This is a genomic window from Roseibium sp. QJM3NY_11, from assembly GCF_056173175.1.
Genome location: NZ_CM149660.1, coordinates 261,169 through 284,652 on the forward strand (window position 1 = coordinate 261,169; position 23,484 = coordinate 284,652).

At 63.5% G+C, this 23,484-nt stretch carries 20 protein-coding genes and 1 pseudogene; 11 read left to right on the top strand and 10 right to left on the bottom strand.

What is annotated here, in order from left to right; translation table 11 throughout:
• Window positions 1-61: 61 nt before the first annotated feature.
• Window positions 62-1,156: a ribosome small subunit-dependent GTPase A gene (gene rsgA, locus AC0VX3_RS01120; protein WP_475523186.1), complete on the bottom strand. Its 1,095-nt coding sequence runs from the start codon at window positions 1,154-1,156 to the stop codon at window positions 62-64.
• Window positions 1,157-1,387: 231 nt separating this feature from the next.
• Window positions 1,388-2,557, bottom strand: a complete 1,170-nt coding sequence (locus AC0VX3_RS01125) for a citrate synthase (protein ID WP_475523187.1) — start codon at window positions 2,555-2,557, stop codon at window positions 1,388-1,390.
• A gap of 76 nt (window positions 2,558-2,633) precedes the next feature.
• Here AC0VX3_RS01125 and AC0VX3_RS01130 point away from each other — a divergent pair, with 76 nt between their 5' ends.
• A complete protein-coding gene (locus AC0VX3_RS01130; RefSeq protein ID WP_475523188.1) occupies window positions 2,634-3,737 on the top strand; it encodes a citrate synthase/methylcitrate synthase in 1,104 nt (367 codons plus the stop codon).
• 24 nt (window positions 3,738-3,761) lie between these two features.
• Here the strand turns inward: AC0VX3_RS01130 and AC0VX3_RS01135 are convergent, their stop codons facing one another.
• Window positions 3,762-4,697 (bottom strand): LysR family transcriptional regulator, encoded by a 936-nt coding sequence (locus AC0VX3_RS01135; protein WP_475523189.1) that lies wholly within the window; start codon window positions 4,695-4,697, stop codon window positions 3,762-3,764.
• Window positions 4,698-4,842: 145 nt separating this feature from the next.
• Here AC0VX3_RS01135 and AC0VX3_RS01140 point away from each other — a divergent pair, with 145 nt between their 5' ends.
• Window positions 4,843-6,018 (top strand): cytochrome P450, encoded by a 1,176-nt coding sequence (locus tag AC0VX3_RS01140; RefSeq protein ID WP_475523190.1) that lies wholly within the window; start codon window positions 4,843-4,845, stop codon window positions 6,016-6,018.
• 186 nt (window positions 6,019-6,204) lie between these two features.
• Window positions 6,205-7,137, top strand: a pseudogene (locus AC0VX3_RS01145) (TRAP transporter substrate-binding protein).
• A gap of 57 nt (window positions 7,138-7,194) precedes the next feature.
• Here the strand turns inward: AC0VX3_RS01145 and AC0VX3_RS01150 are convergent.
• Both AC0VX3_RS01150 and AC0VX3_RS01155 read right to left on the bottom strand, forming a co-directional pair.
• Window positions 7,195-7,947 carry a tellurite resistance TerB family protein gene (locus tag AC0VX3_RS01150; protein ID WP_475523191.1) on the bottom strand — a complete coding sequence of 251 codons (753 nt, stop codon included), beginning with the start codon at window positions 7,945-7,947 and terminating at the stop codon, window positions 7,195-7,197.
• A 138-nt stretch (window positions 7,948-8,085) separates the two neighbouring features.
• Complete coding sequence (locus AC0VX3_RS01155; protein ID WP_348144733.1) at window positions 8,086-8,553, bottom strand: Lrp/AsnC family transcriptional regulator; 468 nt, start codon at window positions 8,551-8,553, stop codon at window positions 8,086-8,088.
• 127 nt (window positions 8,554-8,680) lie between these two features.
• Between AC0VX3_RS01155 and hppD the strand changes: the two genes are divergently transcribed.
• The gene (gene hppD, locus AC0VX3_RS01160) at window positions 8,681-9,793 is read left to right on the top strand and encodes a 4-hydroxyphenylpyruvate dioxygenase (protein WP_475523192.1); all 1,113 of its coding nucleotides are present in this window, start codon (window positions 8,681-8,683) and stop codon (window positions 9,791-9,793) included.
• A gap of 241 nt (window positions 9,794-10,034) precedes the next feature.
• Here hppD and gshB read toward each other — a convergent pair whose 3' ends face one another.
• The 3 genes from gshB to hrcA form a co-directional block, all read right to left on the bottom strand.
• The gene (gene gshB / locus AC0VX3_RS01165; protein WP_475523193.1) at window positions 10,035-10,979 is read right to left on the bottom strand and encodes a glutathione synthase; all 945 of its coding nucleotides are present in this window, start codon (window positions 10,977-10,979) and stop codon (window positions 10,035-10,037) included.
• A 152-nt stretch (window positions 10,980-11,131) separates the two neighbouring features.
• Complete coding sequence (locus AC0VX3_RS01170) at window positions 11,132-11,935, bottom strand: HesA/MoeB/ThiF family protein (protein ID WP_475523194.1); 804 nt, start codon at window positions 11,933-11,935, stop codon at window positions 11,132-11,134.
• A gap of 43 nt (window positions 11,936-11,978) precedes the next feature.
• The gene (hrcA, locus tag AC0VX3_RS01175) at window positions 11,979-13,061 is read right to left on the bottom strand and encodes a heat-inducible transcriptional repressor HrcA (protein ID WP_475525115.1); all 1,083 of its coding nucleotides are present in this window, start codon (window positions 13,059-13,061) and stop codon (window positions 11,979-11,981) included.
• 179 nt (window positions 13,062-13,240) lie between these two features.
• On the opposite strand from hrcA, the gene rph reads away from it, so the two are divergent.
• The 7 genes from rph to AC0VX3_RS01210 all read left to right on the top strand — a co-directional run bounded on the left by rph (window position 13,241) and on the right by AC0VX3_RS01210 (window position 19,807).
• On the top strand, window positions 13,241-13,954 hold the full coding sequence (gene rph / locus AC0VX3_RS01180; protein ID WP_475523195.1) for a ribonuclease PH: 714 nt from the start codon (window positions 13,241-13,243) through the stop codon (window positions 13,952-13,954).
• A gap of 11 nt (window positions 13,955-13,965) precedes the next feature.
• Complete coding sequence (gene rdgB, locus AC0VX3_RS01185; protein ID WP_475523196.1) at window positions 13,966-14,607, top strand: RdgB/HAM1 family non-canonical purine NTP pyrophosphatase; 642 nt, start codon at window positions 13,966-13,968, stop codon at window positions 14,605-14,607.
• 2 nt (window positions 14,608-14,609) lie between these two features.
• Window positions 14,610-15,773: a radical SAM family heme chaperone HemW gene (gene hemW / locus AC0VX3_RS01190; protein WP_475523197.1), complete on the top strand. Its 1,164-nt coding sequence runs from the start codon at window positions 14,610-14,612 to the stop codon at window positions 15,771-15,773.
• A gap of 283 nt (window positions 15,774-16,056) precedes the next feature.
• A complete protein-coding gene (gene phaZ, locus AC0VX3_RS01195; RefSeq protein WP_475523198.1) occupies window positions 16,057-17,637 on the top strand; it encodes a polyhydroxyalkanoate depolymerase in 1,581 nt (526 codons plus the stop codon).
• 318 nt (window positions 17,638-17,955) lie between these two features.
• The gene (locus AC0VX3_RS01200; RefSeq protein ID WP_348144711.1) at window positions 17,956-18,360 is read left to right on the top strand and encodes a DUF2852 domain-containing protein; all 405 of its coding nucleotides are present in this window, start codon (window positions 17,956-17,958) and stop codon (window positions 18,358-18,360) included.
• A 184-nt stretch (window positions 18,361-18,544) separates the two neighbouring features.
• Window positions 18,545-19,282 carry a M48 family metallopeptidase gene (locus tag AC0VX3_RS01205; protein WP_475523199.1) on the top strand — a complete coding sequence of 246 codons (738 nt, stop codon included), beginning with the start codon at window positions 18,545-18,547 and terminating at the stop codon, window positions 19,280-19,282.
• A gap of 90 nt (window positions 19,283-19,372) precedes the next feature.
• Window positions 19,373-19,807: a hypothetical protein gene (locus tag AC0VX3_RS01210; protein WP_475523200.1), complete on the top strand. Its 435-nt coding sequence runs from the start codon at window positions 19,373-19,375 to the stop codon at window positions 19,805-19,807.
• A gap of 120 nt (window positions 19,808-19,927) precedes the next feature.
• Here AC0VX3_RS01210 and AC0VX3_RS01215 read toward each other — a convergent pair whose 3' ends face one another.
• Complete coding sequence (locus AC0VX3_RS01215) at window positions 19,928-22,195, bottom strand: transglycosylase domain-containing protein (RefSeq protein ID WP_475523201.1); 2,268 nt, start codon at window positions 22,193-22,195, stop codon at window positions 19,928-19,930.
• 226 nt (window positions 22,196-22,421) lie between these two features.
• Window positions 22,422-23,288 carry a l-ornithine N(alpha)-acyltransferase gene (olsB, locus tag AC0VX3_RS01220; protein WP_475523202.1) on the bottom strand — a complete coding sequence of 289 codons (867 nt, stop codon included), beginning with the start codon at window positions 23,286-23,288 and terminating at the stop codon, window positions 22,422-22,424.
• Window positions 23,289-23,484 lie beyond the last annotated feature (196 nt).

Below are 23,484 nucleotides of genomic sequence, written 5' to 3' on the forward strand. Positions count from 1 at the left end.
GATCTGATGACCTTGACACTTGAGCGGGGGACAGGCCGCAGACGGGTGTCAGTCCGATCCGCTAGTCGGGTATCCCTTTGGTCTGCTTCTTCTGTTTCATGATGCCGCGGACCATTTTACCGAAGGCCTTGTCCCTGGACCGCCGCTCGGAGAGGCTGGCGGAGTTGAACGCTTCCTCCGCCTTGAGCTTGCGCCACCGCCGGTGCCTGGACGGCTCAAGATGTCCGGCCCGGATCGCTTCCTGGACGGCACAGCCCGGTTCCGTTTCGTGCTGACAGTCCCTGAACCGGCACGCGGCCGCCAGCTCGGTCAAATCCGCAAACAGATCCCCGATACCGGAGGCCGCGTCGGTGAGCTGCAATTCGCGCATGCCGGGCGTGTCCAGAACAAGACAGCCGCCGGGAACCCGATGCAGCTGGCGGCGCGTGGTCGTGTGGCGTCCCTTGGCGTCGTCTTCCCGGATGCCTTGTGTTTCGATCGACTGCGTTCCTGCAAGAGCGTTGGTCAATGTCGACTTGCCGACCCCGGACGAGCCGAGAAAGGCGACCGTCTGTCCGGTTTTGCACCACTCGGCCAGGACCTTTCCCGGCTCTTCGCCGCGGGCGTCAAGCGTGACGACCGGAACCAGGTCCGAGATCGCGCGCGCCTGATCGGTATAGCTCCGGGCATCGTCGACCAGGTCGGATTTCGTCAGCACGATCACGGGACTGATTTCCGCTTCCATGGCGGCCGCGATGTAGCGTTCCAGACGGGCAATATTGAAGTCCTGGTTGCAGGACGAGACGACAAAGGCCGTTTCGATGTTGGCGGCAATGAGCTGGACTTTCCGGTCCGTTCCCGGCGCGCGCCGCTTGAGCAGGGACTTGCGATCCAGAACGCGGCTCGCGGCGGGGTGCTCGCGATCCAGCAGAATCCAGTCACCCACCGTCGCATCCAGGCGCGGCGGAATGGCTTCGTCGATGTCGGCGCCGATCACATGCAGCGCGTTGCGGTGCACTTCAACAACCCGGACCGGGGGCGTGGCCGCGAGTTCGTCAGAGCTGATCTGTTGAGCAAAAAACGATTGCCAGCCGAGCATCTGCAGTGGAGATGACCGCTGGCCGGGTCCCTTGGGCTTGTCCGCCGAAGGAAAGAAACCGGAGTATTTACGTGGCATTGGATGTCTCTTGATTTAAACACACGTCTTCGAGCGCCCTGTCGGGGCACCGGTTCATGTATTTACGGCTCTCCGGTCTTCAGAGAGCCGGATCACACAAGCTCTGACATCCAATCTCCATGTTCGCGCATCACATGCGCTGACTTGAAATAGCTCCTGATCGCCGGGTTTTCAAGCGTTGCGCGCCGTTTTCCGCCGTCACGCGCCAGTGCCGGCAAGTCTTTGCCGGCACTATTCCGGCCGTTCGCCCACATAGGCCGCCCTCGGGCGGATCTGCTCCGGGGCGGCATATTGCTCGAGCGCATGGGCGATCCAGCCGGTCATGCGCGCGGCACAGAAAATGATCTTGCCGGCGTCCTTCGGCAGGTCGTAGGTCTTCTGAAGCGCAGCCAGCACCAGATCGATGTTCGGCGCCACGCCGAAAAGATCCCGGGCAACACCGATCAGTCCGGGCAGGCGCCGCACGAACGGATGGTCCGGTTCACCACGGTAAAGCACGTCCAGAAGGCACTCGGCGCGCGGATCCTTTTCACCATAAATGACATGACCGAAACCGGGCAGGGTTTCACCGCGGCTGAGGCGGTCTGCAAGAACGGACTCGATATCGGTTTCCGGAGTTATGTCTGAGAGCCAGGCCGTCGCCCGATCGGACGCGGCGCCGTGGCGCGGACCGGCAAAGGCGCCAAGTCCGGAAATCAGAGCCGCGTGAAGAGGGGCCCGCGTCGAGGCAGCGCAGCGGGCCGCGAAAGCGCTGGTGTTGAGCTCATGATCCGCGCACAGGACGAGGGCAGCCCGGATCACGTTTTTCGCCGCAGTGCCCGCGCCGAACGCAGTGGCAATCTGTGTGTGGACCGGAACGGCCACCGGCTTCGCGTCCAGCAGCGCCGCAACCGAATACCGCAGCAGCGCGGCGCCCTTCAACTGCAGCAGTTGCGGCGCCTGGGTGTAGGCGGCCCGGTCCTGCAACGGCCATGCGGCAAGCGCCATCATCAGCCGGTCAAGGGCCGCCAGGCCCGCGGGCAGGGCCGGCGGCGGCAGGGGCGCTGCCTCCGAGAAGGGGTCGTGTTCCGACGCCCAAAGCAGGGTCGCGACGGATTCCAGCGTGGAGTTCTGGGCAAGATCGCGCGCGCGCCGGCCCCGGTAGACCGGCCCGTCTTCGGAGATGAGCGTCAGTTCGGTTTCCAGAACCGGATCGCCCGTCAGGGGCCGCTTGCCGGTCTGATCCTCCGCCGCCTTGCGGCCCTTCAGACGGCGCACATCCGACGCGTCGTAACGGCGCTGCTTGCCGTGTCCCGCAACCGACGAGATCTGCCCCCGGCTGACATAGGCGTAAAGGGTTGCCGGCTGAACGCCGAGTTCGGCGGCCGCCTCGCGGGCGGAAAGATAAATCGGCTTGCTCATTCATTGATTGTATTTATCAACATTGATCAATGCAATGAGTTCTTCCTATCTGGCGCGAACAAACAAGGAGATGATCATGACCGAAGCGCCGAACCCCGCCCGCATGACACCGGACCCGACCGCCGGACTGGAAGGCATCGTCGCCGCAACCACACGGCTCAGCCATGTCGACGGCCAGAACGGTGTCCTGATCCTGCGGGGAAAGCGCCTGGAGGATCTTGCCGGGACAATATCGTTCGAAGGGGCGGTCCGGCATCTCTGGCAGGATCTGGAAATCGCCGGCAGCGACAGTCTGTCCGCAGGGTTCGGCCAGGCCCGCATTGCCGCTTTTCAGGTGGTGCCGCTGCTGGAACAGGCCCCGCCCGGACTGTCGGTGTTCGAGCGCATGCAGCTCGGACTTGCCGCGCTGCCGGAGACGAACCGGCCCGACGATGCGGCCACCATCACGGGCGCCCTGCCGGTGTTGCTGGCGGCCGCTCACAGGTGTGCGGCCGGATTGCCTCCGCTCGCCCCGGACAGCACGCTGGACACGGCAACCGATCTCCTGCGGATGCTGACTGGAGTGCGGCCGCCGCAAAGCCATGTGGAGGCGCTAAACCGCTATCTGGTAACCATTCTCGATCACGGGCTGAACGCCTCCACCTTCACGGCGCGGGTGATCGCCTCCACACAGGCGGACCTGAAACAGGCGGTTCTGGGGGCCATGGGCGCCTTGAGCGGGCCGCTCCATGGCGGGGCCCCGGGTCCGGTGCTGGACATGATCGATGCCATCGGGCACCCGGACAACGCAACCGGCTGGATCGGTGGCGCCCTGGCCCGGAAGGAGCGCCTGATGGGGTTCGGCCACCGGATCTACCGCACCCGGGATCCGCGCGCGGATGTGCTCAAAGCCGGTCTGAAGGCCCTTGGCGCGGACAACCCGAAGGTACAGCTGGCCGAGCGGATCGAATCGGCGGCCCTTGCCGCGCTGCGGACAGCCAAGCCTGACCGGCCGCTGGAGACGAATGTGGAGTTCTATACAGCGGTGCTGCTGGATGCCATCGGCATCGACCGGAGCCTGTTCACACCGCTGTTCGCCGCAGGGCGGACAGCCGGCTGGTGCGCCCACGCGCTGGAACAGCAGCGGACCGGCAAATTGATCCGGCCGTCGTCACGCTATGTGGGGCCGCCGGCCGCCTGAGGCCTTTTTCCGGGGAGGCTGGCGTCAAGGTTCCCATACCTGGATCTGGCCTTCCTTCCGGTTTCGGCTGTTCAGCCGGTAGACCATGTCGCGCACCCACACATGAATGGGAGACCGGTGATTGAGGCTGGTCCAGACAAGACCGATCGTAACCAACGTCCTGACCGGACAGGCCATCACCCGAAGCCCTTCGCTGACGGCGTTCGACAAGCGTTCAGGAACGGTGGCGACCAGGGTCGATCCCGCCACCAGACGCTCCAGTCCGGCCGGGCTCGGCACCCGAAGGGCCACCCTCAGGTCCTTGCCCATACGCTCGAGCTCGATCAGATAGCGCGAACGCCATTGTCCGCCATAGGTGACGAGCACGTGGTCAAGGCCGAGATAGTCCTCGAGACTGAGCGGCGCGCCGGCATTGGGATGCGCCGGATCCAGCAGGCAGACATAGCGGTCCCGGTAAAGGTCACGCCTGTAAAAATGCGGATCGGACCGTTCGAAGGGCCCGATCAGGAGGTCCGCCTCGTTGCGCATCAGGCGTTCATGGCCGATGCCGGACGCATCGATGATTTCCAGCTCGAGGTTCGGTGCCTCCCTGGTCAGGGTGTGCACGATTTCCGGAATGATCAGAACGCGTTCGTAAAAATTGCAGGCGATGGTGAATTTCTGCCTGGCCGTCCTCGGATCGAAGCCGGGCGGTGCGGCCAGTTGCCGGAATTCCGAGGTCAGGCGCCGGGCCTGACGAACGATGTCCTCACAGCGGGCCGTGGCGTCGAGGCGGCGGGCCTGACGGACAAACAACGGGTCCTGAAACACGTCCCGCAGCTTGTTGATCGTGTAGCTGACGGCCGACTGGTTGACACCCATTTCTTCGGCCGCCCGCGTGAACGAGCGCAGCCGGTGAACGCTGATCAAAACCTGAAGGGCGCGAAAATCGACCGCCATTGGATCAACCGGTCTTGTCATCAGACTTTCCTTCCCGATGGTTCCGAGCCGCGCAGGACGCGTTAAATCAAAAAATTCGATGCTATTCATAAAGTCAATCGTATTGCCTGATTTAATGAGGGTCGTTCTACTGTCCGCCAGTGCCGGATTTGGGAGGAGATGGCAAATGGCGACAGCACCGGTCGACGAGAGCCTGACCCTCGAGCAACTGACACGGGACCCTTATCCGATCTATCGAAGGATGCGGGCTGAGACGCCGATCGTGCGGGTGCCGGCGGCAAACCGGATCTTTCTGACCAGGGCGAAACACACCCGCATGGTGAAGGACGATCCGGAGCTGTTCAGCTCGGACGACCCGGTGACGCCCATGCGCAGGGCGTTCCTCGCCCACACCCTGATGCGAAAGGACGGTGACGAGCACCGCCGTGAACGCATGGCAATGCAGCGGGCCTATTCCCCGAAGGTCATCGACACGGACTGGGCCGATCTCTACCGGAAAATCACCGCCGAGTATCTCGACCGTCTGCCGCGCGGCGAAACGGTCGACCTCTTCACGGATCTTTGCGGGCCTGTCGCGGCCCGGATCCTGGCGCATGTCCTCGGCCTCGACAACGTCAGCGATGCGGACATGCAGCGCTGGTCCCAGGTGCTGATCGACGGCGCCGGAAATTTCGGCTTCGCCGAGGAACCGTTCCGTCTTTCCGACGCGGCCAATGCAGAGATGGATGCCGTGTTCGAGCAGTGCATTCCGCGGCATCTGACCGAACCCAACAATTCCGCCCTGTCGGTGATGCTGAACGCGCGGGATCCGATCTCGAAGGGCCAGATGTTTGCGAATATCAAGATCGCCATCGGCGGCGGCATCAACGAGCCGCGCGATGCCCTGGCAACCATCATCTACGGGCTGCTGACCAACCCCGACCAGCTTGAGGAAGTCAAAAGACAGGAGGCCTGGGCGGATGCTTTCGAGGAGGGAGTCCGATGGGTCGCGCCGATCCAGGCGTCTTCCCGGCGCGCCACCCGGGATCTCGCTATCGACGGCATCGACATTCCCGAAGGCGTGACGCTGATGACCATCCAGGCGTCGGCCAACCGCGACGAAGATCTCTTTGAAGACGGTGAGGCGTTCAATGTTTTTCGCGCGAAAGCGCCGCATCAGGCCTTCGGCAGCGGCCCGCATCATTGCGCGGGCGCCCATGTTTCACGGCGCACCGTCGGAGACATCATGCTGCCGATGCTGTTCGAGCGCTTTCCCGGCATGACACTGGACAGGCCGGAAGACGTGGTCTGGAGCGGCTTCGGATTTCGGGGGCCTTTGAACCTGCCCGTCAGACTGGCGTGAGCGAACGGGGTCACCACCTGCGCCGGAGAAAACAGCAGAACCGCATACACGACAAGGGAGGACATCATGTCGAACTACCGGAACCTGATATCGGCCACCGCCGGAGCGGTCGTGGCAACCGGCCTTATCCTGGCGGGCACATCAGCCCCTGCCCTGGCCGCTGACGTCACATTGCGGCTCCACCAGATGCTGCCGCCCCAGGCGAGCGTGCCGAAGAACGTTCTCGAACCGTGGATGGCCCGCCTCAAGGAGGAATCCGGCGGGCGGATCGAGGTTCAGCACTACCCGGCCATGCAGCTTGGCGGCAAGCCGCCGGAACTGATCGACCAGGCCATCGACGGCGTTGCCGACATCGTCTGGACCCTGCCAGGCTACACGCCCGGACGGTTCCCCCGGACCGAAGTCTTCGAACTGCCCTTTGTCATGACCGATGCCGAAGCCGTGTCGCGTGCTTTCTGGCAGCTGGCCGAGGAGACCATGCTGGATCAGGACTTCAAGGACATGAAGGTTCTGGGTCTTTGGGTCCATGGACCCGGCCTGATCCACTCAAAGCAGCCGATCGAATAGTTGGGCGATCTGAACGGCGTCAAGCTGCGCGCGCCGACCCGGGTGACCAACGGCATGTTCAGCGAACTTGGAGCGACCCCGGTCGGCATGCCGATCCCGGCGGTTCCGGAAGCCCTTTCCAAGGGCGTGATCGATGCCACGGTGGTGCCGTGGGAAGTCACCGGCGCCCTGAAGATCAATGAACTCGTCGACTACCACACGGACTTCGGAGAAGACGCCCTTTATACCGCGACCTTCGTGCTGGCGATGAACCGGGCAACGTATGACGCGCTCCCCGACGATCTGAAGGCGGTGATCGACACCAACTCCGGGCTGGAACTCTCTGGTTTTGCCGGCAGGCAGATGCAGCTGGATGACGCGGGACCGCGGGACGCGGCCATCGCGAAAGGGGCGGTGATCATCGATCTGTCACCTGAAGAAGTCGCCCGCTGGAAGGAGGCGACAAGCCCTACAAAAGACAAATGGATTGCCGAAATGGATGAAAACGGCCTCGACGGCAGCGGCCTCTACCAGCGCGCGATGGAGCTGATCGAGGCCAACACCGAAAGGTAACGGCTCCTGCGCGCGCCTTCCCCCGGGGACCGGCATCCGGTTCCCGGGGGAACAGGCTTACTGCGCCATTTCCGCTTCGCGCACGGCAAGCTCGATCTCGTCGACCAGTCCGTCCTCCAGGCCAAGGCGCGCTGCCAGCATCTGCAGATAGGCCTTTTCCGCCGGATGGTCCGGGTCGATGGCAAGGCGGGAGGCGGCGTAGATTTCCGCGGCCGTTTCCGGACAGGTGGCACTGGCGACGACCTTGTCGAGATCGAGCGGCGACCGCAATTCGTCCATCAGGAAGGCCTTGGCCTCGCTGTCGAGACCGGCTTCGTCGATCTTGGCGAAGATCCGGTCCTGTTCGTCGCGATCGACATGCCCGTCCGCCTTGGCGGCGGAGATCATCGCGGTCAGCAGGGCGACGGCCATCTGGTTTTCGCCACCGGGATGTTCATGCGGGTCGAAGGCAGTGCCGCGCGGGGCGTCCAGCGGGACCGGCTCGTCGGCCGGGTATTGCGGGCGCGGCGCATTGCTCTGATTGGCCTTGTGCCCCTGATAGGCCTTGTAGGCAAGACCGGCCACAAGGGCGAGCCCGCCATAGGTGACCGCCTTCTTGCCGATCTTGCGGCCCGACTTCGAGCCGAGCATCAGGCCGGCCAGGCCGCCCAGCGCCAGGCCGCCACCCTGTGACGACAGGAAATCCTTGCCCTGGGACAACAGGTCCCCGGAACGTCCGCGCCCATCGGAGCGGCTGTCGCGCTGGCCATCGCCCTGACTGCCGCCCTGGCCACCGAGAAACTGATCCAGCAGGGATTTTGCGTCAAACATCATAGGCTCCGTCATAAGGTCAAGTCGCGGTTGTCCCTTCACATGGGCGTTTGCCGCAAGACTGACAAGACCGTGCGACACTTCCATACATTTGCGCGGGCCGGAAGGACAGGTTTCCGCACCCGGCAACAAGCACGCTTACCCGAGCGGCAGCAGATTGTCGTCCTTGAGCGTGTCCATGGCGATCGAGGAGCGCACGTGCTGGACCGCCTCCTGGGGCAGCAGCTCGTCATTGACGATCCGGCTCAGCGCCTTCAGATCCGGCACCACGATCTTCAGCATGTAGTCGAGGTCTCCGGTCAGCGTGTGCGCTTCCTGCACTTCCGGCATGGCCTTCACCATGGTTCGGAACCTGCGCGCATTCTCCCTGGAATGCGCCCCCAGCGAGACGCCGACGAAGGCGGTGACCGTCAGGCCCAGCGCTTCGGGATCGAGCGCGGCCCGGTAGCCGCGGATGACGCCGGTTTCCTCCAGCTTTGCCCGCCGCCGCGACACCTGGCTGGCAGACAGGCCGATCACGTCGCCGAGCTCGGCGTTGGTCAGGGCCGCATTGCTTTGCAAAGCCGCCAGCAGTTTCACATCAAAGCCATCCAATGCTATATTCATGCACCTTCTCCCGTTCTTACGCACATATTGTGCGTCACCTTACGGGCAAACACGTGGTTTGCACACACTCTGCGCGGCTTTTCTTTCATTCTGGGGCAACACTCGAGCTTCCAGAGAAGGACCGACCATGGGACCGTTTCCACACGATGCACCGCCTGCCCGGATTACGCCTGAAAACCCGGCCGGGACCGACGGCTTCGAATTTGTCGAATTCTCCCATCCGGAACCGGAAAAGCTGGACATCCTGTTCCGCAAGATGGGCTATCAGCCGGTCGCGAAGCACAAGAGCAAAAACATCACGCTCTACCGGCAGGGTGACATCACCTATGTGCTGAACGCCGAACCCGGCAGTTTCGGCATGACCTTCGTCGACATGCATGGCCCCTGCGCACCGGCCATGGCCTGGCGGGTGGTCGATGCGCAACAGGCCTTCGACCATGCGGTCTCGAAGGGCGCCACGCCCTATGAAGGCACCGACAAGACCCTGGACGTTCCCGCGATCGTCGGCATCGGCGGCTCGCTGCTCTATTTCGTCGATACCTACGGCGGCAAGGGCTCGGCCTATTCGACGGATTTCGACTGGCTGGGCGAAGCCGATCCGAAGCCGGAAGGCGTCGGTTTCTATTATCTCGACCACCTGACCCACAACGTCTTTCGCGGCAACATGGACAAGTGGTGGGATTTCTACCGCGACCTGTTCGGCTTCAAGCAGATTCATTTCTTCGACATTGACGGCCGCATCACGGGCCTCGTCAGCCGGGCCATCACCAGCCCCTGCGGCAAGATCCGCATTCCGCTGAACGAGTCCAAGGACGACACCAGCCAGATCGAGGAATACTTGCGGAAATACAAGGGCGAAGGTATCCAGCACATCGCCGTCGGCACGGACGACATCTACGCCGGCACCGACCGGCTGGCCGCGAACGAGCTGAAATTCATGCCGGGCCCGCCGGACACCTATTACGAGATGTCCGGTGAACGCGTCAAAGGCCACAGTGAGCCGATCGAACGCATGAAGCGCCACGGCATCCTGATCGACGGCGAAGGCGTGATCGATGGCGGCATGACGAAAATCCTGCTGCAGATCTTCTCCAGAACCGTGATCGGACCGATCTTCTTCGAATTCATCCAGAGGAAGGGCGACGAGGGTTTCGGCGAGGGCAATTTCCGCGCCCTGTTCGAATCCATCGAGGAAGACCAGGTCCGCCGCGGAGTGATCAAGCCTGAGGCCGCCGAATAAAGGCGGAGTAGCGGCAAGGCCGCTTGTTGGCCCTCTCCCCCGCAAGGGGGAGTGAGGCGCAAGCGGCATGGTTCCTTCATCTCACAACCGGACTCCGGGCGAGCGAAAGGGTTTCGCTTCTACAAGCTCAGGTGCGAGCAGGCCCCGGATCTGCGCTGCGCTTGTGCGGGGCGACTGCGAACCAAACCAAACCGGACCGGGCCGAAAATCAGCGGCAAACCGGTCGAACCATGGAAATCGCTCAACCCTTCACCTTTGCCTCCAGCACATCCCAGACCTGCGCCGCCACATCCGGGCCGCCGAGGTTGCGGACGGCGCGGATGCCGGTGGGGGCGGTGACGTTGATTTCGGTCAGGTAGCCGTCGATCACGTCGATGCCCACCAGGATGAGGCCTTTTTCGCGCAAGGACGGGCCAAGACGGGCACAGATCTCGCGTTCGCGTTCGGTCAGGTCGCTGTCCGTCGGGGCGCCGCCGCGCACCATGTTGGATCTGAGATCGCCTGCCGCCGGCACGCGATTGACGGCACCGGCGAATGCGCCGTCGACCAGCAGGATGCGCTTGTCGCCGTGTTTGACGTTGGGCAGGAACTGCTGGATCACCCAGGGTTCTCGGAAGGTGGCGGCGAAGAAATCATACAGGGAGCCGTAGTTGAGATCGTCCTGCGTGATCCGGAAGACGGCCGCGCCGCCATGGCCGAACAGCGGCTTCATGACGATGTCCCCGAATTCCTTGCGGAACAGGTCGATCTCCGCCTTGTCCCGGGTGATCAGGGTCGGCGGCATCAGGTCGGCGAATTCGGTGACGAACAGTTTTTCCGGCGCGTTGCGGACTTCCACCGGGTTGTTGACCACCAGCGTGTCCGGGTGAATTTTCTGAAGCAGATGGGTCGCGGCGATATAGGCCAGATCGAAGGGCGGATCCTGGCGCATCAGCACAACGTCCATCTCGCGCATGTTCGTCCGCTGCGGATCGCCAAGAGTGAAGTGAGTGCCCTTTTCGTCGCGCACCTCCACCGGCTCGAGCGCACAGAAGATGTCGTCGCCGCGCATGGCCAGCCGGTCGGGCGTGTAGTGATGGAGCTCGTGGCCGCGCGCCTGCGCTTCCAGCATCAGCGCGAAGGCACTGTCTCCGGCAATGTTGATGGACGCGATATGGTCCATCTGGACCGCAACTTTCAAGGCCATGAGGCAACTCCCGGCGGGCGGCGCCTGTCAGGCGCCATTGGGATTTTCGGAACGATTGGTGCAGATATGCGGTGCGCGTGGCCGATTGTCCAGAGGCGGCGACCGCGCCCCGGCCCGTGCAGGCAGGCCCAGGGCGGGTGAGGTCCCGACCTCTAGCCCTCTTCCAGCATCTCCGCCCAGGTCTTCGGATGATCGCCATTCAGCGGGTTCTTCGGCGAATGCCTGTAACGAATGGTTTCCATCCGGAAGGCGCGCGCGTCGAACAGGATCATGCGGCCGACCAGTCCCTCACCCGTTCCGGTCAGTTCCTTGATCACCTCCATGGCCTGCATGGCACCGATGATGCCCGTGAGCGCCCCCAGAACGCCGGCCTGGGCGCAGGTCGGCAACAGGCCGTCGCGCGGCTTTTGCGGGAACAGGCAGCGGTAGGTGGGTTTCGGATTGCCGTCCGCATCGCTCTCGTACGGCTTCAGGGTGGTGATAGAGCCGTCGAACTGGCCGACAGCGGCGGTCACCAGTGGTTTTCCGGCAAAAAAGCAGACATCCGACATCAAGTACCGCGTGTCGAAATTGTCCGTTCCATCGACCACAAGATCATAATCCGAGACCAGCGCCATGGCATTCTGGCCGGTGATGCGGACCGGATACGGATTCACTTTCACGTTCGGATTGAGCCGCGCGATCGCCTCCGCCGCGCTGGCGACCTTGGGTTCGCCGAGCTGATCGGTGTCGTGGATCACCTGCCGCTGCAGATTGGACAGCGTGACGGTGTCGTCATCGACCACACCCAGCGTGCCGACGCCGGCAGCCGCAAGATACTGCAGCACGGGCGCGCCCAGACCGCCCGCCCCGATCACCAGCACGCGGGCACTTTTCAGCTTTTGCTGCCCGGCGCCGCCAATCTCCTGCATGACGATGTGGCGGGCATAGCGTTCCAGTTCGGCGGGAGAGAGCATTCAGATTTTCCGTGTCATCAGTCGCGGGCCGGGTTCGGCCCGGTCATTTCAGGATCCGGCTGACCAGCCGGGCGGTGTAGTCCACCATCGGGATCACCCTGGCGTAGTTCAGCCGGGTCGGTCCGATGATGCCCAGGACGCCGACAATGCGCTGGCTGGCGTCCCGGTACGGCGAGAGCACCAGGGACGAGCCCGACAGCGAGAACAGATTGTTCTCCGAACCGATGAAGATGCGCACGCCATCGCCCTTTTCCGCAAGGCCGAGCAAATGGATCAGGTCTTTCTTGCTTTCCAGGTCGTCGAACAGCAGGCGAATGCGTTCCAGATCCTCGACCGCGTCCAGATCGGTGAGCAGATTGGACCGGCCCCTGACGATCAGCGTGCCGGGATCGGTGGCGCTTTCCCCTCCCCACACGGCCAGCCCGGCGTCGATCACCTTCTGGCTGAGCTGGTCGAGTTCCGCCTGATCCGCATCGCGGACCTTTTCAAGTCCGGCGCGGATCTCCGACAGGGTCCTGCCCTGGATCTGGGCATTCAGATAGTTGGTCGCTTCCACAAGCGCCGAGGAGGGCAGGTTGGGCGGCAGGTCGACCACCCGGTTTTCCACCGAGCCGTCGTCACTGACCAGCACCGCCAGGGCCTTGCCGGGCTCGATGCGCACGAATTCGATATGCTTCAGGCGCATGTCGGTCTTGTGGGTCAGCACGACACCGGCCCCCATGGACAGGCCCGAGAGCATCTGGCTGGCCTCGGTCAGAACCTGCTCCGCCGAATTGGCCTGCTGGGAGGCCCGGACCTGAACGTCGATCTGGCGCCGTTCCTCCTGGGTCAGGTCGCCGACCTCCAGAAGCGCATCGACGAAAAAGCGCAGACCGATTTCGGTCGGCAGGCGCCCGGCGCTGGTGTGCGGGGCATGCAGCAGACCCAGATGTTCCAGGTCCGACATCACGTTGCGGACGGAAGCCGGGGACAGGGACACGGTCAGGTTCCTGGACACGTTGCGGGACCCGACCGGCTCACCGGTTTCCAGATAGGTCTCGACGATCGCGCGGAAGATTTCTCGGGATCTCTTGTCGAGGTCGCTCAGGCTCAAGGCGTGTTCTCCGGTAGCACCAGGGTTCGGGATCGCTGTTCCGGGCGTGCTTTTCGCGGCCGCCGGAAGCCTTCCTGTCAAAGATATAGGCGCAAAATGGTCTTCGCGTGAAGCAGGCCCTTTACGGCGGACAAAATTGGGGTCTACAAGGCCTCAACGAATACGCCGGGAACCAGCGGTTTCCACCGGCTCCAAGGTTGAAAGGGAAATTCATGCGTCCGTCCAAACGCGCCGCCGACGAACTGCGTGCCATCACGCTGGAGCGCAGCGTCTCCAAGCATGCGGAAGGCTCCTGCCTGGTCAAGTTCGGCGACACGCACGTTCTGTGCACCGCCAGCCTCGAAGAGCGGGTTCCGCCCTGGTTGCGCGGCCAGAACCGGGGCTGGGTGACGGCGGAATACGGCATGCTGCCGCGGGCCACCGGCGACCGCATGCGCCGGGAGGCCAGCGCCGGCAAGCAATCGGGCCGGACCCAGGAAATCCAGCGGCTGATCGGCCGGTCCCTGCGCGCCGTGGTCGATCTCGAAGCTTTGGGCGAAGCCCAGATCTCCGTCGACTGCGATGTCATCCAGGCCGACGGCGGCACCCGCACGGCCGCGATCACCGGCGCCTGGGTCGCTCTGCGCGATTGCGTCGAGTGGATGAAGGCTCGCGAGATGGTGTCCAAGCCTGTCCTGAAGGACCATATCGCGGCAATCTCCTGCGGCATCTACGAAGGCACGCCGGTTCTGGACCTCGACTACGCTGAGGACAGCAATGCCGAAACAGACGCCAATTTCGTCCTGACCGGCACCGGCGGCATTGTCGAAATCCAGGGCACGGCCGAAGGCGCGCCGTTCTCCGAAGAGGAATTCGGCCAGCTTCTGGGCCTCGCCAAGTCCGGCATCGGCCGGCTGGTCGATCTGCAGAAGATGGCCATTCTCTGAGGAGTGCATCCATGAGCCATCGCATCCTGGAACCCGGCAAACTCGTTGTTGCCAGTCACAACAAGGGCAAGATCCGCGAGATCAACGAACTGCTGCAACCTTTCGGGTTCGATGTGGTCTCGGCGGGCGATCTGGGTCTGCCCGAGCCGGAAGAAACCGGGCTGACCTTCGAGGCCAACGCCGCGCTGAAGGCGCGGGCGTCCGCGCAGGCGTCCGGATTTCCGGCCCTGGCAGACGACAGCGGCTTCTGTGTCGAAGCGCTGAACGGCGATCCCGGCATCTATTCCGCACGCTGGGCGGGTCCGGACAAGGATTTCGCCATGGCGATGCGCACCATCGAGGAAAAGCTGCAATCCGCCGGCGCAACGGCCGAGGACCGCCGGCGCGGTTCGTTCGTCGCCGTTCTGTGCCTGGCCTGGCCGGACGGGCACGAAGAGTATTTCCGCGGCGAGATCGAAGGCACCGTTGTCTGGCCGCCGCGCGGCACGCAAGGGTTCGGCTACGATCCGATGTTCCGGCCGGACGGCCATGAGCGCACCTTCGGCGAAATGGATTCTGCCGACAAGCATGGCTGGTCGAAGGACACGCCGGCCCTGTCCCATCGCGCCCGCGCGTTCGAATTGTTCGCGGCCGGCTGCCTGAAGGGACGATAGGCGTGATCACGCGGGAGACAGTGGAAGGCGGCTTCGGCATCTATGTGCACTGGCCCTTCTGCGCGGCCAAATGTCCTTATTGCGACTTCAATTCCCATGTCCGGCACCAGCCGGTCGACCAGGACCGCTTTGCGGCCGCGTTCGAGCGGGAACTGGCCCATTTCGCCGAGCTGACAGGCAAGCGGACGGTCCAGTCCGTGTTCCTGGGTGGCGGCACGCCCTCGCTGATGGCGCCGGCCACGGTGGAGCGCATCCTGACCGCGATCTCGGACAGATGGACCATGGACGATACCGTGGAAATTTCCATGGAAGCCAATCCTTCGTCCGTCGAGGCGGAGCGGTTCCGGGGATATCGCGCCGCCGGCGTCAACCGGGTCTCGCTCGGCGTCCAGTCGCTGATCGACACCGATCTGAAACTGCTGGGACGCCTGCATGATGCAAAAACGGCGCGGACCGCCATCGACACCGCCAGGGCAACCTTTCCCAGGCTGTCCTTCGACCTCATCTACGCCCGGCCCGGCCAGACACCGGCCGGCTGGGAGACGGAACTGGGGCAGGCGATCGATCTGGCCGCCGATCATCTGTCCCTTTATCAGCTGACCATCGAGGAAGGCACGCCGTTCCATACGCTGTATCACGCCGGCAAGCTGAAAATGCCGGATCAGGATCTCGGCGCCGAATTCTACGAACTGACCCAGGATGTGACGGCCGCAGCCGGCCTGCCGGCCTACGAGGTTTCCAACCACGCAAGGCCCGGCGCGGAATGCCGGCACAACCAGGTCTACTGGCGCTACGGCGACTATGTCGGCGTCGGTCCGGGCGCCCATGGCCGCCTGACCGTCGGCGCCAGCCGTCTGGCGACATCGACGGAGCGCCATCCGGAGACGTGGCTGGAAACAGTCGAGCGGCACGGGCATGCGCTGGTTGAAAATACCGGTCTTTCCGAAGAGGAGCAGGGCGACGAATTCCTGCTGATGGGCTTGCGGCTCACCGAGGGCATCGACATGAAACGGTATGAACGCTACGCTCACAAATCCCTTGACCCGAACCGCCTGAACGCGCTCAAGGAGCACGGCATGGTGGAAGAAATCGGGGAAAACAGGGTCCGGGCGACCCGGGACGGATTTTTCGTGCTCGACGCGGTGGTCGCCGATCTGGCCGCATGAGGCCCGCGGGCTTCATCGTGAAAATAATGCTACCAAGCTGATTTAAATGTTTTATCCGGTATTGTGCATTGCACAGTGTTTTGGTGCCAAAGTGACTTTGGCTGCAATGCTGAGCAATTAGCTGCGTTTACATATAACAAATAGCAGTATTGCAGGCAGCTTCAGGGCTGGCTATCCTGTTGCGATGCAATAGATGGTGCAAATAATAACGACGAGCCGGAACATGTTCACAAATTTTGCCGAAGGGGCTGGCAACGGTTTGTTCAACAATGGAGATGCGTCATTGCCGTTCTATCACCTTTATGAAATGAACCACGCCACCATGGCACCTTTCCGGGCCATGGCGGACATGACGCGGCTTTACTTCCAGAACCCGCTCAATCCGCTCGCCCATACCAGCTACGGCCGGACGGTCGCAGCCGGCTGTGAGGTTCTGGAGCGCACCACCCGCCGCTACGGCAAGCCGGAATTCGGCCTTGAAGAAACGACGGTCAGCGGCGTCCGCGTTCCGGTTCGGGAAACCACCGTCTGGAGCCGCCCGTTCTGCGACATGATCCGGTTCGAGCGCGGGGTGACCTCCCACCGCAACGACCCGAAGATCCTGATCGTCGCGCCGATGTCCGGCCATTACGCGACACTGCTGCGCGGCACCGTCGAAGCGCTGCTGCCGAACGCGGATGTCTATATCACCGACTGGATCGATGCCCGCATGGTGCCCATCCAGGACGGCAAGTTCGACCTTGACGACTATATCGACTACATCATCTCGATGCTGCATCTGCTCGGCCCGGATACCCATATCCTGGGCGTCTGCCAGCCTTCCGTTCCGGTCCTTGCCGCGGTCGCCGTGATGGAAGATCGCGAGGATCCTTACGTTCCGGCCACCATGACCCTGATGGGCGGACCGATCGACACGCGCGTCGCTCCCACCGCCGTGAACGACCTTGCCGTCGACAAGGGCATCGACTGGTTCCGCAACAATGTCATCATGAAGGTGCCGTTTCCGCATCCCGGCTTCATGCGCGATGTCTATCCGGGCTTTCTGCAGCTGTCGGGTTTCATGGGCATGAACCTCGACCGGCACGTCACCGCTCACCGGGACTTCTTCCAGCATCTCATCGAAGGCGACGGCGACGGCGCCGAAAAACACCGCGATTTCTACGACGAATATCTCGCCGTGATGGACCTGACCGCCGAATTCTATCTGCAGACGGTGGAGGCGGTCTTCATCGATCACGCACTGCCGAACGGGACGATGACCCACAACGGCCGGCTGGTCGACTGCACCAAAATTTCGCGCACGGCGCTTCTGACCGTGGAAGGCGAGAAGGACGACATCACCGGACGCGGCCAGACCAAAGCCGCCCATGCCCTCTGCACCGGCCTCGCGGACGACAAGAAAGCGCATTACGAGCAGCCGAATGTCGGCCACTACGGGGTCTTCAACGGCTCGCGCTGGCGCGCCGAGATCGCGCCGCGTGTCATGGACTTTATCCGTTCGAACCGCACCAACCTGCCCAAGAAACCGCAGGAAGCCGGCCCGGCGCGGAAAAAACCGTCCCCGGCACCCTCTACCGCCGCAGCGAAAAAGCCGGCAGCGGCGGCCAAAAAAGCCCCGAGTTCGCTCGAAAGCATCCTTCTGGCGAAGCCTGACGGAGCCGCCGATGACCTGAAGGCGATCAGCGGCGTCGGCCCGAAACTGGAATCGGCGCTCAACGAAGCCGGTATTTTCCACTTCTGGCAGATTGCCGGCCTGACCGCCGCCCAGATCGAGGCGCTCGACAGCAAGCTTGATTTCCGCGGCCGCATCGCCCGGGACAACTGGATCGAACAGGCCCGCCTGCTGTCGGAAGCCGTCATCTGACAAACATGCGTAGAGGCGCCCTTCGGGGCGCCTTGACCTGACGACAACGTCCCGGCCTGCCGGTCAAAGGCCCATCGGACAGTGCTCCCTGGCTTGTTTCAGCCAAGATGTGATCGGCGGATCACCCGGCTCTGGGCTGACCTTTTTTGTTCATGAAACCAATATTTTAGAGATTTTCCGGTGCGGGACCTGCCGGAATTTCCGTCGGCTGAAACCTGTGTTCGACATCACAAATCCTTGAAGCGCTGCCAGCCAATCCCTACCTGAACATCGTGGATGTCTTAAATGGATAGGACGATGACAACAGCCAAAAGTTGCATGATTAAACCTGCCTGGACGCCGGCAACCATCGGCCTGATGGTTCTGGGGTTCGTGGTGTTCTGGCCGCTTGGCCTTGCCATGCTTGCCTATATCTTGTGGGGCGACCGTTTCGAGGGCCTTGCCCGCGACGCCCGGGATCAATGGCGGGGCAGCCCGCTGAAGGGAGCTTTCGAAAACATGTCCAGCACTGCCGGCCACCCGCGTACGGGCAATGTCGCGTTTGACGATTACCGCGAACGGGAACTCAAGCGCCTGGAAGAAGAACGGGCCAAGCTCGATACGATGCGCGCCGAGTTCGACGACTTTCTTCGGGAATTGCGCCGCGCGCGCGATCAGGAAGAGTTCGACCGGTTCATGGCGAAGGGCGGCCGGAGCGGCGGTAGCGACCCCGCGCCGCTATAAGTCTTCTGCCCGCGCCCGTCTCCGGACGGCCAGACCGAGAGCGGCGCCAGACATGGCGCCGCTCTCGTCGTTTGGGGTCGGAAAAACACACACCGTGACAGCCTGGCTCCAAGAATTGCCGCGAAAAACCCTGCCAAATTTTCTAAACTCGGTTCAACTGATTCGCCCGGACCATCGCCTGATCATGTTTTTACGCTCCCGCAAGAAAGCCCTGCCGGACCATTTGGAGATCGACACCGGAGCCGCGCCGGTGCGCATCCGCCTGAAAGCGAACCCGCGGGCGCAGCGGTATCTGCTGCGCCTGCCGGCAGACCAGTCCGGGCCCGTCCTGACGGTGCCGAAGGGCGGCAACCTGGCCCGGGCCGAACATTTTGCCCGTCAGCACATCGACTGGCTGGTCGAGCGCCTCCAGGACCGGCCCGATCACATTGCCTTCCGGGCCGGCGACAAGGTGCCCCTGCGCGGCGAGGAGCACATCATCGTGCCGACCGGCAAGCTCCGCGGCCTTGTCTCCACAGGCCAGACTGCGGACCGTTTGCCAGCCCTTCTTGTTCCGGGCGCCGACGACCACATGCCCCGCAAGGTGACCGCCTGGTTGAAAGAGCAGGCCCGCGCCGACCTGACCCGATGCGCCGAAGAGCACGCACGCACCATCGGCGCGAAGATCGCCGCGATCAGCGTCCGCGACACCAGAAGCCGCTGGGGCTCATGTGCGTCCAACGGCCGCCTGTCGTTTTCCTGGCGGCTTGTTCTGGCGCCGCCGGACATTCTCGACTATGTCGCCGCACACGAAGTGGCGCACCTCAAGGAAATGAACCATTCGGCACGGTTCTGGCGCCTGTGCCAGGATCTGGCGCCGCAGACCCCGTCCGCGCGGCAGTGGCTGAAGGACAACGGCAGGCACCTGCACGGCTTCGGCTGAGACCGGATGCAAGGGCTTCCGGTCCGGATTTCCGTTTTCAAATCTTCAAATTCGTGGTTCGCTTGGCCGATTGAATTCGGGAGGCGATGCATGACCCTATTTGAACTGAGCAGAGCCGGGCTTGTCGGCGTGGTGCTTGCGACGGGTTTTGGAGGTGTTCTGGCCGGCGAAGCCGCCGCCGACAGCTGCTGGAACCACAACGGGTCCCTGATGCGCCTGCAGGCGCAGGGCAACCAGCGCTGGCTGTCCTATGAACGGCCCCGGGACGTGCTGCGCGGCTCCGGCGTCCAGCGCGGAACCCTGCTGTTCAACGGGGTCAAGAGCGGCAACCGGTATTCCGGCACGGCCCGGGTCTTTTCCAAATATTGTCCCGGATCGCCGCTGGAATATTTCGTCGAGGGGCCCGTGCGCGGCGACCAGCTGCAGGTCACCGTCACCGGAACCCGCGAGGTGCACAACCGCTGCCGCCCTTCCGGCAAGTTCACCACCGACACGCTCGTCTTCACCTACAGCCACCAGTGCTGAGATGAAGACGGTCAGGTTCCTTCAGGCAGACGATCGCTAGCCAGACGTTCGCGATGACGGAGGAGAACGGGTCTTCGGATCTGCCCTTCCGTCACGGTGTCATCCGATCCGGAGACCGCCCTAGCCACCGCCGAACAGGTTGCGAAGCAGGTTGAGCGGGCCCCGGCGCTGGCCGTCCTCGCCGCCGCCGATCGGGGCGGGTGGAAGCGGATCGCTGCCGCTGCCGGAACTGGCCACCGGCACAGGCCTGCGCGGCGCCGCAACGGCCACCGGCAGATCGGGCACGCCGGGCAGCTCCGCCACCGGCAGGCCCACATGGGCCGCGTCCATCACCTGCTTCCAGACCGTCGCAGGCAGGCCGCCGCCGGTTGCCTTTTTGGTCGGGGAATTGTCGTCGTTGCCGAGCCAGACCGCCGTGGTCAGGTTGCCCGTGTAGCCGATGAACCAGGCGTCTCTGAAATCCTGGCTGGTGCCGGTCTTGCCGCCGGCGGGCCGGCCGCTGTCGAGCCGGGCCTTGCGCCCCGTGCCGGTCATCAGCGTCTCCGACATCATCAGGTTCATTTCCCCGACCATGCGCCGCTCCACGACGCGGCCCCGGCCATCGCCGGAGCGTGAATACAGCGTCTTGCCGTCGACGGTCTTGATCCGGCGGATGATATGGGGCAACACGCCGTAACCGCCGTTGGAAAACGGCACATAGGCGCCAGCGATTTCCAGCGGCGTGACCTCGGACGTGCCCAGCGACAGGGACAGGTTTCTTTTCATGTCCGACGTGACGCCAAGCCGCGTGGCCGTGTCTGCCACCGTGCCCGCGCCGACCTGATGCGCCAGTTGCACCGCCACCGTGTTGAGCGACAGGCTGAGCGCCCGTGTCAGGGTCACCGGACCGTAGTGTTCCTTGGTGTAGTTCTTCGGCGACCAGCCGCCGTATGTGACCGGCTGGTCCTGGCGGATGGTCTGGGGGCTCATGCCGTTTTCCAGCGCGGCGAGATAGACGAAGGGCTTGAAGGCGGAGCCCGGCTGCCTCTTGGCGTAGACCGCCCGGTTGAACTGGCTTTTCGAATAGTCCGCACCACCGACCAGAGCCTTGACCGCACCGGCCGTGTCGAGCGTCACCACCGCGCCCTGGGTCACGCCGTAGCTCTGGCGGTTTTCCTTCAGGGCGGTGCGCAGCGCCTGTTCCGCCGCCTCCTGCATCGCCGGATCGATGGTCGTGTCGACAATGATGTCCTTTTCGATCGAGCCGACGAAATGCGGCAGCACGTCCATCACCCAGTCGGCGGCGTAATTTTCGCTGGCCGTGGTGTAGCGGCGCACGACCTTGGCCGGGGCGGCGAGGGCGTTCTTGGCCTCATTGTCGGTGATGTAGCCTTCCTCGTTCATCGCCGCGAGCACGAGCTGGGCCCGGTCCTCGGCAAGGTCCGGGTTGCGGGCCGGCGAATAGCGCGACGGTGCCTTGAGCAGGCCGGCGATGGTCGCAGCCTCGGCGATCGTCATCAGCCGGGCGGATTTGCCGAAATAGCGGCGGGCCGCCGCGTCGACCCCGTAGGCTCCCGAACCGAGATAGACCCGGTTCAGGTACATTTCGAGGATCTCGTCCTTGGAATATTCCGCCTCCAGCCAGAAGGCCAGAACCAGCTCCTGGATCTTGCGCTTGATGGTCCGATCCTGCTCCAGGAAAAGGTTCTTGGCGAGCTGCTGGGTCAGGGTCGATCCGCCCTGCTGCAGGCGTCCCGAGGTGAGGTTGATGATCATGGCGCGGGCGAGACCGATCGGATCGAGACCGAAATGGGACCGGTAGCGGCGGTCCTCGATGGCGATCACTGCGTTGGCCAGATAGGGCGGCAACTGTTCCAGACGCACGGCTTCGCCGCCGGTGTCGCCGCGGTTGGCGATCAGCGCGCCATTGGAGGCAACGATCTTGACGTTGGGCGGCCGGGCCGGCACCTGCCATTCGGAGGTCGGCGGCAGGAAGGCGGCGTAGTAGCCGACCACGCAGACCACCGCGATCGTGCCCCAGATGCCGAGCACCATGCTCCAGTAGACGCCGCGCTTGAGCAGCCGTCCCAGCGCGGCGGGAAGCTGAAAACGACGGGTCCGTTTGCGGCTGCGCCGCTTGGCACCGGAGCGTCCGCCCCGGGCACGGCTCTTGCCGGTGCCAGCTCCGGTTTTGGCCCCGGATTTGGCTGGCTTGCGCGCGGGAGACGCGGGTTTTTTCGGAGCGGTTTTCTTCTTGGCGGCAGGTTTGCGGGACTTCGCCTTGCCGGAAGATTTTGAAGCGGGCGCAGCCGGGCGGTCCTGCGGTTTCAGCCGCAGGTCAAGCAGGCTGCTGCCCGACTGTCCGAATGTCGGTTCAACACGCGGCTGGCGTTTCGCCCGAGGCGCCATTGATCCCTTTTCCCTACTCCATACCAAACCGGGTCGGCGTTCGCCGGCCAAGGACCGGGTTCCCCGGGGATGATTCTAGAGTGAGGTGATTTAAGGGGGCGTTAAGGCTACCGAAATTCGCAGACCCGGGCCGGAGCAGCCGATTGACCCGCCGGCACACCGGTTCCGGTGCGCGTTTCGCCTGGCCGCAAGGACATGCGGGAAGCCTGTGACCAGCCGGACGGCTCTAGCTGGAGTAGCGGCTTGCGTCAGCGCCGTAGTAGTTGACGTAGCGCGTGTTGAGTTCGGACACCGGCATGATGATCAGCACGTCCGTGGTGCCGAACTGGTGATCGATGACGGCGCCATCGCCGATGAAGGCGCCAAGGCGCAGATACCCCTTGACCAGCGGCGGCAGGGCACGCAGCGCTTCCCTGGAGTTGACCTGTTCGGCCGGCAGGCGGTTCATGTCCACATAGCGGTCTGCCACCGCGCGCACGCGCCATTCTTCCGGGGCGCGGGCATTGTGGTGCAGGAAGGACAACTGGCCGGCGAGCGTGTCGGGACAGATGCCCTCGATCGACGCGCAGCCAAGCATCACGTCGATCTTGTGGCGCAGAACATAGGCCCAGATCCCGTGCCAGAGCAGCTCGACGGTTTTCTTGTTGCGGTAGGGTTTCAGCACGCAGGAGCGACCGAGTTCCATGAACCGCTTGTCCGGATTGGCATCGATCAGGGCCTGAATGTCGTATTCGGCGGCGGTGTAGAAACCACCGTTCCGGTCCGCCATTTCCTGACGCAGGATCCGGTAGGTGCCGACGATTTCCGGTTTCAGCCGGCCAAGCTTGTTGCGCTTCAGCGAAGCGTGATCGACGACGAGCAGATGATCGCAATAAGCATCGAACGGATCGGCATCCCGGCGGGTCGCAAGGGTGTGTGCGTCGGGAATGGCCGACATTTCCTCGTAGAAAACCTCGTAGCGGAGACGCTGCGCCTTTTTGACTTCCTTGAAGTTCCGGGCCATGCGGACTTCAAGCGACCCGATTCGGCCAAGTGTTTCGCCGGTCTTGACAGGGGTGCGGAGCGCGGTGCCGGGACGCTGAACGTTCGCCATGTTTGCGTCGGGGCGCATTGCAGGCGTGAATTTGCGGACCAGATTCCTCGGAGAAAACAGTCCTTGCCGCATTATGGACATTCCACCCTCATGTCTTCCCATTGGCGCACATCGATCGGTCTCTGAGGCTATTGACTGATTCACCCGCCAATTTACCTACGCGGGAACAACAATCCCCGGCCCGGTGGCTGTGCTT

Excerpts from the sequence above, each read along its gene's own strand:
- hppD (WP_475523192.1), top strand. The coding sequence starts at position 8,681 with ATGGGACCGTTTCCACACGATGCACCGCCTGCCCGGATTACGCCTGAA.
- rsgA (WP_475523186.1), bottom strand. The coding sequence starts at position 1,156 with ATGCCACGTAAATACTCCGGTTTCTTTCCTTCGGCGGACAAGCCCAAG.
- olsB (WP_475523202.1), bottom strand. The coding sequence starts at position 23,288 with ATGGCGAACGTTCAGCGTCCCGGCACCGCGCTCCGCACCCCTGTCAAG.
- AC0VX3_RS01150 (WP_475523191.1), bottom strand. The coding sequence starts at position 7,947 with ATGTTTGACGCAAAATCCCTGCTGGATCAGTTTCTCGGTGGCCAGGGC.
- AC0VX3_RS01135 (WP_475523189.1), bottom strand. The coding sequence starts at position 4,697 with ATGACAAGACCGGTTGATCCAATGGCGGTCGATTTTCGCGCCCTTCAG.
- AC0VX3_RS01200 (WP_348144711.1), top strand. The coding sequence starts at position 17,956 with ATGATTAAACCTGCCTGGACGCCGGCAACCATCGGCCTGATGGTTCTG.
- AC0VX3_RS01130 (WP_475523188.1), top strand. The coding sequence starts at position 2,634 with ATGACCGAAGCGCCGAACCCCGCCCGCATGACACCGGACCCGACCGCC.
- gshB (WP_475523193.1), bottom strand. The coding sequence starts at position 10,979 with ATGGCCTTGAAAGTTGCGGTCCAGATGGACCATATCGCGTCCATCAAC.
- rdgB (WP_475523196.1), top strand. The coding sequence starts at position 13,966 with ATGAGCCATCGCATCCTGGAACCCGGCAAACTCGTTGTTGCCAGTCAC.
- AC0VX3_RS01125 (WP_475523187.1), bottom strand. The coding sequence starts at position 2,557 with ATGAGCAAGCCGATTTATCTTTCCGCCCGCGAGGCGGCCGCCGAACTC.
- AC0VX3_RS01205 (WP_475523199.1), top strand. The coding sequence starts at position 18,545 with ATGTTTTTACGCTCCCGCAAGAAAGCCCTGCCGGACCATTTGGAGATC.
- AC0VX3_RS01140 (WP_475523190.1), top strand. The coding sequence starts at position 4,843 with ATGGCGACAGCACCGGTCGACGAGAGCCTGACCCTCGAGCAACTGACA.
- AC0VX3_RS01210 (WP_475523200.1), top strand. The coding sequence starts at position 19,373 with ATGACCCTATTTGAACTGAGCAGAGCCGGGCTTGTCGGCGTGGTGCTT.
- AC0VX3_RS01170 (WP_475523194.1), bottom strand. The coding sequence starts at position 11,935 with ATGCTCTCTCCCGCCGAACTGGAACGCTATGCCCGCCACATCGTCATG.
- AC0VX3_RS01215 (WP_475523201.1), bottom strand. The coding sequence starts at position 22,195 with ATGGCGCCTCGGGCGAAACGCCAGCCGCGTGTTGAACCGACATTCGGA.
- AC0VX3_RS01155 (WP_348144733.1), bottom strand. The coding sequence starts at position 8,553 with ATGAATATAGCATTGGATGGCTTTGATGTGAAACTGCTGGCGGCTTTG.
- rph (WP_475523195.1), top strand. The coding sequence starts at position 13,241 with ATGCGTCCGTCCAAACGCGCCGCCGACGAACTGCGTGCCATCACGCTG.